At 62.3% G+C, this 11357-nt stretch carries 9 protein-coding genes; 7 read left to right on the top strand and 2 right to left on the bottom strand.

Going from position 1 to position 11357, the window contains the following annotated elements:
- Position 1 precedes the first annotated feature (1 nt).
- The 3 genes from Q0859_RS05030 to Q0859_RS05020 all read left to right on the top strand — a co-directional run bounded on the left by Q0859_RS05030 (position 2) and on the right by Q0859_RS05020 (position 5112).
- On the top strand, positions 2-1363 hold the full coding sequence (locus Q0859_RS05030; protein ID WP_299148211.1) for a response regulator: 1362 nt from the start codon (positions 2-4) through the stop codon (positions 1361-1363).
- Positions 1364-1492: 129 nt separating this feature from the next.
- Positions 1493-3703, top strand: a complete 2211-nt coding sequence (locus Q0859_RS05025) for a PAS domain-containing sensor histidine kinase (protein ID WP_299148208.1) — start codon at positions 1493-1495, stop codon at positions 3701-3703.
- Positions 3700-5112, top strand: coding sequence for a sigma-54 dependent transcriptional regulator (locus tag Q0859_RS05020; RefSeq protein ID WP_299148206.1), 1413 nt, complete (start codon positions 3700-3702; stop codon positions 5110-5112). The genes Q0859_RS05025 and Q0859_RS05020 overlap by 4 nt, the downstream gene beginning before the upstream one ends.
- Here Q0859_RS05020 and Q0859_RS05015 read toward each other — a convergent pair.
- Both Q0859_RS05015 and Q0859_RS05010 read right to left on the bottom strand, forming a co-directional pair.
- The gene (locus tag Q0859_RS05015) at positions 5109-6119 is read right to left on the bottom strand and encodes an ester cyclase (protein ID WP_299148203.1); all 1011 of its coding nucleotides are present in this window, start codon (positions 6117-6119) and stop codon (positions 5109-5111) included. The genes Q0859_RS05020 and Q0859_RS05015 overlap by 4 nt on opposite strands.
- Before the next feature lie 2 nt (positions 6120-6121).
- Positions 6122-6586 (bottom strand): hypothetical protein, encoded by a 465-nt coding sequence (locus Q0859_RS05010; protein WP_299148200.1) that lies wholly within the window; start codon positions 6584-6586, stop codon positions 6122-6124.
- Positions 6587-6756: 170 nt separating this feature from the next.
- Here Q0859_RS05010 and trkA point away from each other — a divergent pair, with 170 nt between their 5' ends.
- From trkA to hflX, 4 genes are all read left to right on the top strand, one after another.
- Positions 6757-8133, top strand: coding sequence for a Trk system potassium transporter TrkA (gene trkA, locus Q0859_RS05005; protein WP_299148198.1), 1377 nt, complete (start codon positions 6757-6759; stop codon positions 8131-8133).
- Entirely contained in the window at positions 8133-9680 is a 1548-nt protein-coding gene (locus tag Q0859_RS05000) for a potassium transporter TrkG (protein WP_299148196.1), read from the top strand. Before trkA ends, Q0859_RS05000 begins: the two co-directional genes overlap by 1 nt.
- A gap of 129 nt (positions 9681-9809) precedes the next feature.
- A complete protein-coding gene (gene hfq / locus Q0859_RS04995) occupies positions 9810-10049 on the top strand; it encodes an RNA chaperone Hfq (RefSeq protein ID WP_007119530.1) in 240 nt (79 codons plus the stop codon).
- Positions 10049-11320, top strand: coding sequence for a GTPase HflX (gene hflX / locus Q0859_RS04990; RefSeq protein WP_299148194.1), 1272 nt, complete (start codon positions 10049-10051; stop codon positions 11318-11320). The genes hfq and hflX overlap by 1 nt, the downstream gene beginning before the upstream one ends.
- The last annotated feature ends 37 nt before the right edge of the window (positions 11321-11357 follow it).

The following is an 11357-nucleotide window of genomic DNA, read 5'->3' as shown; positions in this document are numbered from 1 at the left end:
GATGGATGGCACCGTTCTGGTCGCGGATGACGACCGCACAATCCGAACCGTTTTGACCCAGGCGCTGACGCGTGCGGGCTGCAAGGTCCACGCCACATCCAGCCTGACCACGCTGATGCGATGGGTGGGTGAGGGCAAGGGCGATGTGGTCATTTCGGATGTGATGATGCCGGATGGCAATGGGCTTGAGATGTTGCCCAAGATCAATCAGGACCGCCCCGGCCTGCCGGTTATCGTGATCTCGGCGCAGAACACCATTATGACGGCCATTCAGGCGGCCGAGGCCGAAGCCTATGATTACCTGCCCAAACCTTTTGATCTGCCGGATCTGATGAAACGCACCGCAAGGGCGCTTGAGATGAAGGCGCACAGCCCGATACGTGCGGACAGCGACGAGCGTCCGGACGAGTTGCCGCTTGTGGGGCGCACCGCCGTCATGCAGGCGCTTTACCGGGTGGTGGCGCGGGTGATGAACACGGATCTGCCTGTGCTGATCTGGGGCGAAAGCGGAACGGGCAAGTCCCTGATCGCGCGGGCCATCCACGACTTTTCAGATCGGCGCACATTGCCGTTCGTGACCATCACCGCCGCCGAGTTGCAGGACCTTGAGGGCCCCGCCCGCGTGCTGGCCCGCGTCAAGGGCGGTACGCTGTTGATCGACGAGATTGGCGACATCCCCGAAGAATTGCAGGCCCGGATCGTGCGCATGATGGACACGCCCGGCGAATATGTGCCGCGCTTTCTCGCCACCTCGCAAAGTGATCTGACAGCTGCGATGGAGGCGGGGATGGTGCGCAAGGATCTCTATTATCGCCTGTCGGGGGCGACGCTCAAGGTGCCCAGCTTGCGCGAACGGGTCGATGATATTCCGCTGCTTGGCGAACATTTTCTGGGCCGGGTCGAAAAGGTGGGGCAGGCCCGGCGCGTGCTGTCCGAAGATGCCGCAGAGATTTTCCGCACCTACAGTTGGCCCGGTAACGTGCGCCAGTTGGAAAACGCCGTGCGCCGCCTTGGGCTGACCAGTCGCGCGGTCGAGATTTCGGCCTCTGAGGTCGAACAGGTCCTTGGCAGCCAGCCCGAACTGGACCCGATCCGCAGCGCGGGTGATACTGAAAAACTGGGGGCGTCGGTGGCGCGCCACCTCAAGCGGTATTTTGATCTGCATGGCAATATGCTGCCCCCCCCCGGCCTCTACCAACGGATTCTGCGCGAGGTCGAGGCCCCGCTGATCGAGATTGCGCTGGATGCAACCGGCGGAAATCAGGCGAAATGTGCGGATTTGCTGGGAATCAACCGCAATACCCTGCGGAAGAAGATCACAGACCTGGATATAGAGGTGACACGGCGTCGTAAGTTGATGTAATACTGCCACACACCCGTGGCTGTTGGGGCGCACCGCCCCTCTGACCACTGGATATGGCGGTAATGGCGCGCAGGTGCCACATCATCGAGGACATGCCACGTGGCATCTGGGACACGCACCACTTGGTGGATGACGCTCGCACGCTTGCGCCGACGCAGGCGTGTGCGCAACGCCGCGACCCTTGGGCTGGTGGTTTTGGGCCCGGTTCTGGCGATGACCACCTTCCTTGTGCTTGGCCCTCTTGATCAGGGATCAAGCGCGCCGTCCTTGCGGCTGATCCTGCTGGCCGATCTGGTTTATGTGCTGGTCGTTGCAGCCCTTGTTCTGTCCCAGATCGGACGGCTGATTGCTGCGCGGCGGGCCAAATCCGCAGGGTCACGGCTGCACATGCGGCTGACGGGCGCTTTCGCGCTGTTGGCGTTGATCCCGACGGTAACTGTGGCCGTGTTCGCGGGGCTGACCGTCAATATCGGGCTTGAGGGTTGGTTTTCGGATCGGGTCAGCCAGGTGGTCGGCAACTCGCTGGCCGCCGCCGAAGCCTATGAAACCGAACAGCGCGAGGACCTGATCACCGACGCGCGCGCCTTGGCCCGCTATATCGATCAGGTGCGGGCCGCCCAAAGCGTGGCGGACCGCGAAGTGCTGGCGGATGGTCAGCTACAGGTGCAGCGGGGACTGCGCGAGGCGTTCCTGATAGATGGGACAGGCACGTTGCGCACGCGCGGCGACCGATCCTACCTGTTCGATTTCGAGATGCCGACGCAGGACCACATCACCCAAGCGATAGAAACGGGCGGGCTGGTGATCGAGGACTGGCCCAACAACGAATTCCGCGCGCTTGTCCCACTGGCCAGCTACGTGGACCGGTTCCTTTATATCAGCCGCGCGGTGGACGGTGAAATCCTGTCGCTGCTGGATGAAACGCAAGAGACCGTCCGGCTTTATCAACAGCTTGAGGCGGACCGGGGCCGGGTGCTGTTTGACTTTGGGGTGCTGTATCTGGGCTTTGCGGTGGTGCTGATTCTGGCGGCAATCTGGCTGGGGTTCTGGTTTGCCGAACGTCTGTCCGGGCCTGTGGGGCGGCTGACAGGCGCGGCACAGCGTGTGGGTGCGGGCGATCTGGACGTGCAGGTCCGCGAAGAAGAGGGCGACGACGAAATTGCGATGCTGGGCCGCTATTTCAACCAGATGACGAAACAGCTCAAAGGGCAACGGCAAAGCCTGCTGGACACGACCGAACAGATTGAACGGCGGCGTCGCCTGTTTGACTCCGTGCTCTCCTCCGTCACCTCCGGCGTTGTGGGGGTCGATCCCGAGGGCAAGGTGACCTTTGTGAACCGATCCGCCGCGCGTCTGCTGGAATGGGGCGAGGATCGCGAGTCCGTGCCCCTGGCGGTTGCGATCCCCGAATTGGCGGCGCTGTTTGCGTTGCTCAAGGCCGGGCCACAGGAGACGACCCAAGGTGAGGTCAAGGTGACGCGTGAGGGTCGCCTCGAAAATCTGCTGGTGCGCATGGCGACCCGGCGCAGTGATGAGGGGCGGCTTGAGGGGTATGTGATCGCGTTTGAGGACGTGACCGACCTTGTGAGTGCGCAACGCATGGCCGCCTGGGGTGATGTGGCCCGCCGTATCGCGCACGAGATCAAGAACCCGCTGACCCCCATCCAGCTGAGTGCCGAGCGGATCAAACGCAAGTTTGCCCCCAAACTGGGCGAGGACAGTGACAGCCTTGAGCAGATGACGGATGTGATCGTGCGCCAGACTGGCGATTTGCGCCGCATCGTGGACGAGTTTTCCAAGTTCGCACGGATGCCCGAGCCGGATCGTCAATCCCATGACATTGCACTGATCGTGCGCGATGCGATCCTGCTGCAACGTGCAGGGCAGCCGGATGTTACCTTTGCCGACGATCTACCGGGCGCGCCTGTGATGGGCGATGTGGATGCGACCATGATCTCGCAGGCCCTGACGAACTTGATCAAGAACGCGGGCGAAGCCATTGTAACCTTGCAGGAAAAGGGACTTGCGCCAGACGGGCACGTGCCCCGCGTCGAGGTCACGATGACGACCGACCCGCATGGCGCTCATATTATCATTTCCGACAATGGGATCGGTCTGCCCGAAGATCGCGCGCGCCTGTTTGAACCCTATGTCACCACCCGAAATGAGGGCACAGGCCTTGGCCTGCCCATTGTGAAAAAGATCATCGAAGAACACGGGGGGACACTCACCCTCGAAGATGCGGCCCCCTTTGAAGGCCAGACACATGCCGGGGCGATGGCGGTCATCATGCTGCCCATCACAACCCCGGTCCAAGTTGAGCAGGAGCATGCGGTATGAGCGACATTTTGATCGTGGATGATGAGCGCGATATTCGGGAACTGATCTCGGATATTCTTGAGGACGAGGGCTATGCCACGCGATTGGCGGGCAATTCGGACGATGCAATGGCGTCGATCAACACGGCCGCGCCCGCGCTGATGATCCTCGACATCTGGCTCAAGGACAGCCGGATGGACGGGATCGACATCCTCAAGACGGTCAAACGCGATAACCCGGACGTGCCGGTGGTCATCATTTCGGGCCATGGCAATATCGAAATTGCGGTCGCCGCGATCAAGCAGGGGGCCTATGACTTCATCGAAAAGCCCTTCAACATCGATCAGTTGCTGGTGGTCATCCGCCGCGCCATGGAAACCTCGCGCCTGCGCCGCGAGAATCAAAGCCTGCGCCGCCCCGAGGTCGCGCAATCTGCAATCGTCGGATCCTCGGCCAGCTTCCGCGGCTTGATTTCGCAACTTGACAAGGTCACCAAATCCAATGGCCGCGTGATGCTGACCGGCCCTGCGGGGTCGGGCAAAGAGGTCGCCGCCCGCTATATTCACGCCAAATCCAACCGCGCGGATGCCCCCTTCGTCACCGTCAATTGCGCGGGGGTTGCGCCTGAAAACATGGAAGAAGTCCTGTTTGGTCGCGAAACGCCCGAGCGCGGCATCGAAAAGGGGCTGCTGGAGCAGGCTCATGGCGGAGTGATCTATTTCGATGAGGTGGCCGATATGCCCATCGGCACACAATCCAAGATCCTGCGGGTGCTGGTTGATCAACAATTTCAACGGGTTGGCGGCACCGACAAGGTGCGCGTCGATCTGCGTGTGATTTCCTCGACCAACCGCGATCTGGAACAGGCGATTGCGGCTGAAACCTTCCGTCAGGAGCTGTATCACCGCCTGAATGTGGTGCCGATCCCGGTGCCCAGCCTTGAGGAACGGCGCGAGGATATTCCCGTTCTGGCCGCCCATTTCATCGAGGAATTCAACACCGCCCAGGGTCTGCCCAAGCGTGACTTAAGCGAAGATGCCTCGGCCCTGCTGCAAACGATGGTGTGGCCCGGCAACGTGCGCCAACTCAAGAACATGGTCGAACGGGTGCTGATCCTTGGCGAGGGCACTGGACCCATCGAGGCGCGTGAATTGCCCGGTTCCGACGAGCCAACGGGCGAAGAGGGACGGGTGGTGCTGTCGGGGGCGCTGGCGACTTTGCCGCTGCGCGAGGCACGCGAGGCGTTCGAGCGTGAATACCTGCTGACCCAGATCAACCGTTTTGGCGGCAACATCAGCCGCACCGCGAATTTCGTCGGCATGGAACGCTCGGCCCTGCACCGCAAGCTGAAATCGCTCGGCGTCGTGACCTCGTCCAAGGCGGGCGCGCGGGTGGCGCATCTGGACGAGGCTGACAGCGAGGCGGGCTAGCGCGCCCGCGTCCCAAGCTGCGCCAGCACGTCCAGCCCCTGCATGTTCAGAAAGTGCAGGATGTCGATGAACACCCAGTTCTCGGCCAGCTTGTCGCCGTCGCGCCGATAGATGTCGACCACGCGCATATCTGCCTTTCGCCCGGACGGAGGCAGGCCCAGAAACGGCCCCGTGCAGTCCATCGTCAGGTTCGGCCAGCCGAAAAACCCGCCATAGCGGCCTTCGGCCATGCGGCAGATGTGTCCGTTGAAAATGCGCGCACCCAGTTGGGTGCGGAACGGGCGCTGATGCTGCTCGATATAGCGATCAATCGTGTAGGTGGCCCCGATCCCGGTCGGCCCCCACCAGATCATGTCGTCATTCCAGTCGCGCGCCAGTTCTTGCTGCGGGGTGAGGGGCGGCGCGCCTGCATTGGCCTGATCAATGGCGTGCATCATCGCGTGGATGCGGTCGAGGGTCTTTTGCCCTTCGGCGGGGTCCTGATCTTCGAACAAGAGCCCGTCATGGGTCGCCGGCCCCGGTTGCACCAGTTGGGCGGCTGTCATGTCGGGCAGGGGGTACTGGCCCGCCTGCGCCATCAGGTGCAGCAGGTCCACGAACAGTGCCTGTTCCACGATCCGGTCGTTCTCGACCCGCGAGAACTCGGCATAGCGGATCATCACGATCTTGCGGGTTGGCTGGATGCCCAGAAACGGGGCATCAAACAGCGCCATCAGATGCCCCATGGAGGCAACCCATGTGGCACCACCCTCATCCAGATGGTTCTGCCCGGCAAAGAAGATATCCTGACGCCGCTGTATCCGTGACATGGCCTGCAACAAAGGAGCCCAGAACGCTTCGGCAATGGCCGCAGGGCCGGTCTGGACATGAAACGGGTGCATCCCGCGCCACGTCGCATCTGTGCTCAGATGCTCGGCAAGCGCGGCCCCCACATTGCCCGTATCGGCGCGCGCAAGGGCGGCGTGGTGGGCCTGCACGCAGGCCTTTGCACGGTGTAGATCAGTCATGTTTATCCTTGGGTGACGATCCGAAATCCACCACCTTCGGTGCGGATGGCACAGCTGGCGGAGTTGAGACGGGGCAGCACGGGCGAGGGGCCAAGCGGCGCGGCCTCGGCCACACCGCGCGGGCAGACGGGTACCTCGACAGGGCGATAGCCGCGATCCCCCATACACAGCGATTTGACGCGGGCACGCAGGTCGGCGTTCACATCGACCGTGTAAATCTCGCCCGGAACCCAATATCCGCCCCGATTGTAGCAGTGCCCTTTGTGATCGCAGACCCGGCGCGAGATATAGCGTGGGGGGTACTGCCGGGTTTGGGTCGCAACCGGCGCATCGCGCAAGGCGGCCACATCGCAGCGCGTGTTGTCCCGTTCAAGCTGCGCAAAACTGACGCCTTCCGCATAATAGGTGGACACAGGCGCGCATCCGCCCAACCCCATCAGCACCAAAAGTGAAACAACAACCCGCATAAAGCCAAGAGTGACCCAAGCCCCGCGTTTTGACAATTGCCATTTGCGTCATTGAGTTCACTTTGAACGAAACCCGCCATTGGGCCAAAGCGTTGACCGGGGCCGCCCGGTCTGTCATGCCATGTGGCTGAAATGGCGGCGCATGCGCGCGCCCCAACACGGGAACAACGATGAAAGTCATCATCTGTGGGGCAGGTCAGGTCGGCTGGCAGATTGCCCGCCACCTTTCGGGTGAACGCAACGACGTCACCGTGGTCGACAACGACCCTGAACTGGTGCGTCGTGCGACGGATACGCTTGATGTTCAAGGGGTTGCGGGTTTCGCGAGCTACCCGGACGTTCTGGACCGGGCGGGCGCGCGCGATGCGGACATGATCATTGCGGCCACCCATTCGGACGAGGTCAACATGGTGACCTGTCAGGTGGCCCACTCGGTCTTTGGCATCAACCGCAAGATCGCGCGGCTGCGCAGCCAATCCTATCTGACCGCGATCTATTCCGACCTGTATCGGCGCGATCACATGCCCATCGACGTGGTGATCTCGCCCGAGCGCGAAGTCGCGGCCGCGGCGCTGCAACGCCTCAGCGCGCCTGCGGCCTTTGATACAGAGCTGTTCATTGACGGGCAGGCCCAGCTTCTGGGCATTGCGCTGGATGCCGATTGCCCGGTCCTCAACACGCCGCTGCGCCAGTTGACCGACCTGTTTTCCACCTTGCGCGTGGTGGTCGTGGGCGTGCGCCGCGACGGCACCCTGTTTGCCCCCGAAGCCAGCGATCAGTTGTTCGAGGGGGACGAGGCCTATGTCTTTTCCCATGTGGACGATGTGCCGCGCACCATGGAAGTGTTTGGCAAGACCATGGCCAAGCAGGAACGTGTGGTGCTTGTGGGCGGGGGCAATGTCGGCCTGACGGTTGCCCGCGCGCTGGAAAAACGCGCCAAGCGGGTGCGCGTCAAGGTGATCGAACGCGCACGGCGCTGCGCCGAACTGGCGGCTGAGGCGCTGGAACGCACCATCGTGCTGAATGGCGACGGGCTGGACGTGACCCTGCTGGCCGAGGCGGGGATTTCGCGGGCGGATGCGATGCTGGCGGTGACGGATGATGACAAGACGAACATGCTGGCCGCGGTGCGCGCCAAGTCCGAGGGCTGCCCTTACGCCATTGCGCTGATCAACGATCCGACCCTTGTGCCGATGATGGGCCCTCTTGGCATTGACGCCTATATCAACCCGCGCGCCACCACCGTGTCCTCGATCCTGCGCCATATTCGGCACGGGCGCGTGCGTTCTGTCTATTCCATCGGGGATGCGGATGCCGAGGTGATTGAGGCCGAAGTGCTGTCGACCTCGCCGCTGGCGGGCAAGAAGATCAACGAGATCGACTTTCCCGAGGGCGTGCTGATCGGGGCCGTGCGCAAGGGCGTGGATGTGATCCGACCTTTCGGCCACACCCGCATTGATGAGGGCGATGTGATCGCGATCTTTGCGCTGGCCAAAGACGTGCCCGAGGTGGAGCGCCTGATGCAGGTGTCCATCGACTTTTTCTGATGTCGGATCGCGCCCACCAGCGCCCCGGATTGTGGGCCAGCATCGCGCAATTGCCGCTGTTTCTGCTGTTGGTCGGGCTTTTTTCCGCAGCCATGCTGGTGCCTGCCGTTTATGGGGGCGTCGTGCGCGAACTGGCCGCTGCACGGGCGTTTTTATACAGCGGATTGCTGGGATTGGCGGCCTTTGCACTGATCGGGCTGGCCCATGCGGGCCGCGAGACGCGCTATGGCACGCTTGGTCCCTTGTTGTCGTTGCTATGTGCGTTTGTGTTTCTACCGGCGATCCTGGCCGTCCCGTTCTATGAGGGGCTGCGCACCACCACCTTTCTGAACGCCTATGTCGAAATGGTCAGTGCGATCACCACCACGGGGGCCACGCTGTTTGAGGATCCCGGTCGCCTGAATGGGCCGCTGCATCTGTGGCGTGCCATTGTGGGCTGGATGGGTGGGCTGATGATGTGGGTGGCGGCCTCGGCCATTCTGGCCCCTCTGAACCTTGGGGGGTTCGAAGTTACGGCACGGGCTGAACGGGGGCGCAAGTCCTCGCGTGATTTCGGGATGACCGCCCCCGAGGTGCGCAAGCGGATTGCCAAGGTGGCGGTGGTGCTGGTGCCGATCTATCTGGCGCTGACGCTGCTGCTGTGGGTGTTGCTGGCGATCGGCGGTGATCCGGCCCTGACGGCGGTGTGTCACGCGATGGCGATCATGGCGACCTCCGGCATCTCGCCGGTGGGTGGGCTGACGGGCGCAGGGGCAGGGATCGCGGGCGAAGCGGTCATGTTGCTGTTTATGCTGTTTGCGCTGTCGCGGCTGACCTTTTCGACCGATACGGTCACCGCCGATGCTGGTGGGCTGCGGCGGGACCCTGAATTTCGGATCGGGATTGCGCTGATGATCGTGGTGCCGCTTGTCCTGTTCTTTCGCCATTTCATCGGGGCATTCGATGTCGCCGCCGAAGACGAGTTGCGCGATGCGGGCCGCGCGCTGTGGGGCAGTGCGTTCACGGTGCTTTCTTTCCTGACGACCACCGGTTTTGCATCGGCCAACTGGGTGGACGCGCAGGCGTGGTCCGGCCTGCAAACGCCTGGGCTGTTGCTGATGGGGTTGGCTCTTGTGGGGGGCGGGGTCGCCACCACGGCGGGCGGGGTGAAGTTGTTGCGGGTCTATGCGCTTTACAAGAACGGCCTGCGCGAGATGGAGCGGTTGGTGCATCCGTCCTCTGTTGGGGGGGCAGCCACGATGAGCGGGCGCCTGCAAAAGGGCGGGGCTTTCATCGCGTGGATCTTTTTCATGCTGTTCGCGCTGACGCTGGCGCTGGTGTCGATCCTGCTGTCGCTGGCGGGGGTCGATTTTGACACGGCCCTGATCATCGCGATTGCGGGCCTGTCCACCACCGGTCCCTTGCTGGATGTGGCCGCTGACATGCCCATTCAACTGATCGAAATGAGTGGTGCGGCCAAAAGCATCTTTGTCGCAGCCATGGTGCTGGGTCGCCTTGAGACACTGGCGATCATCGCTCTTTTCACGCCGGATTTGTGGCGCGGCTAGGCGGGTGTACGCACTAGGTCCGTAACGGACTGTTTTTTGGGGTGGAATCTTCGCAACCCCCGCGACATACTCTGCGCCGAGGGAGGGCCTGATCCGCAGGCCAAAGCAAGAAAAAAAGGGTTTACCGACATGGCTTCGGACAGACAGAATTTACAAGATGCATTTCTAAACCACGTACGCAAAACCAAGGTGCCCGTGACAATTTTCCTGATCAACGGCGTGAAGTTGCAGGGTGTTATCACGTGGTTTGACAACTTTTGTGTGCTTTTGCGCCGGGATGGGCAAAGCCAGCTGGTCTACAAACACGCGATCTCGACGATCATGCCAAGCCAGCCCATCAGCCTCTATGAGGGCGAAGACGCTTCTTGATGGGTGAGCAGCCGGAATTTACCCGCGCCTGGGTTCTCCACCCCGATATCAAAGCCGACAAGGACCGGCGCGAGCCCAAGTTCGCGCTGGCCGAAGCTGTGTCTCTGGCCCATGCGCTACCTGAATTGCAGGTTGTGGGCGAAACGATCGTCCCACTGCCTAAAGTTCGGGCAGGTTTGCTGTTTGGCTCGGGCAAGATTGAGGAATTGGGCAAGCTGATCCACGACGCCGAGGTCGAACTGGTCCTGATCGACGGCCCCGTGACGCCTGTGCAGCAGCGCAATCTTGAAAAGGCGTGGAAGGTCAAACTGCTCGACCGCACCGGGTTGATCCTCGAAATCTTCTCGGACCGCGCCGCGACCCGCGAGGGTGTTTTGCAGGTCGAAATGGCTGCACTCAGCTATCAGCGCACGCGGCTGGTGCGCGCCTGGACCCACCTTGAGCGACAACGGGGGGGGCTGGGCTTTGTGGGCGGGCCGGGCGAGACCCAGATCGAAGCGGACCGTCGCGCCATCGACACCCAACTTGTGCGCTTGCGCCGTCAACTCGACAAGGTGGTCAAGACCCGCACCCTGCACCGTGCCGCGCGCGCCAAGGTACCTTATCCGATTGTGGCTCTGGTGGGATATACCAACGCGGGTAAATCCACTTTGTTCAACCGCCTGACGGGGGCGGATGTGATGGCCAAGGACATGCTTTTTGCCACGCTCGATCCGACCATGCGCCGGGTCGAACTGGAGGATGGCCCCGAGGTGATCCTGTCCGACACGGTGGGTTTCATCTCGGATCTGCCCACGGAACTGGTTGCGTCCTTCCGCGCCACCCTCGAAGAGGTGCTGGCCGCTGACATCGTGCTGCATGTGCGCGACATCTCGCATCCCGAAACCGAGGCGCAGGCCGAGGATGTGCAGACAATCCTTGGTGATCTCGGTGTCGGCGATGAGCGCACCCAATTCGAAGTCTGGAACAAGATCGACCTGTTGCCCGCCGAAGAAGCCGACGCCGTGCGCGCCCGCGCCGCGCGCGAAGACGGGGTGTTTGCCATGTCCGCGATCACCGGTGAGGGGATTGACGCACTCCTGACCCATGTGGCCGAGACCCTGCAAGGCACCGTCATCACGGAAACGGTTGTGCTGCCATATGCCGAGGGCCGCAAACGCGCGTGGTTGTTCGAACAGGACGTGGTTGAAGCCGAACGGCAGGACGAGAATGGCTTTGCCTTCGACGTCCGCTGGAGTGCCATTCAAAAGGCGCGCTTTGACGGGCTCTGACGCCCTTTGCGACCTTATTCCAAAGGGCAGCCCTGAC

This window comes from uncultured Tateyamaria sp., from assembly GCF_947497045.1.
Taxonomy (GTDB): Bacteria; Pseudomonadota; Alphaproteobacteria; order Rhodobacterales; family Rhodobacteraceae; genus Tateyamaria.
Note: the sequence above shows the minus strand (reverse complement) of the source record. Positions and strands in the feature narration are given on the sequence as shown.

What these genes read in the sequence shown, in the direction of transcription:
- hflX (WP_299148194.1), top strand. Translation starts at nt 10,049, where the DNA reads ATGGGTGAGCAGCCGGAATTTACCCGCGCCTGGGTTCTCCACCCCGAT.
- Q0859_RS05020 (WP_299148206.1), top strand. Translation starts at nt 3,700, where the DNA reads ATGAGCGACATTTTGATCGTGGATGATGAGCGCGATATTCGGGAACTG.
- Q0859_RS05000 (WP_299148196.1), top strand. Translation starts at nt 8,133, where the DNA reads ATGTCGGATCGCGCCCACCAGCGCCCCGGATTGTGGGCCAGCATCGCG.
- trkA (WP_299148198.1), top strand. Translation starts at nt 6,757, where the DNA reads ATGAAAGTCATCATCTGTGGGGCAGGTCAGGTCGGCTGGCAGATTGCC.
- Q0859_RS05025 (WP_299148208.1), top strand. Translation starts at nt 1,493, where the DNA reads ATGACGCTCGCACGCTTGCGCCGACGCAGGCGTGTGCGCAACGCCGCG.
- Q0859_RS05030 (WP_299148211.1), top strand. Translation starts at nt 2, where the DNA reads ATGGATGGCACCGTTCTGGTCGCGGATGACGACCGCACAATCCGAACC.
- Q0859_RS05010 (WP_299148200.1), bottom strand. Translation starts at nt 6,586, where the DNA reads ATGCGGGTTGTTGTTTCACTTTTGGTGCTGATGGGGTTGGGCGGATGC.
- Q0859_RS05015 (WP_299148203.1), bottom strand. Translation starts at nt 6,119, where the DNA reads ATGACTGATCTACACCGTGCAAAGGCCTGCGTGCAGGCCCACCACGCC.
- hfq (WP_007119530.1), top strand. Translation starts at nt 9,810, where the DNA reads ATGGCTTCGGACAGACAGAATTTACAAGATGCATTTCTAAACCACGTA.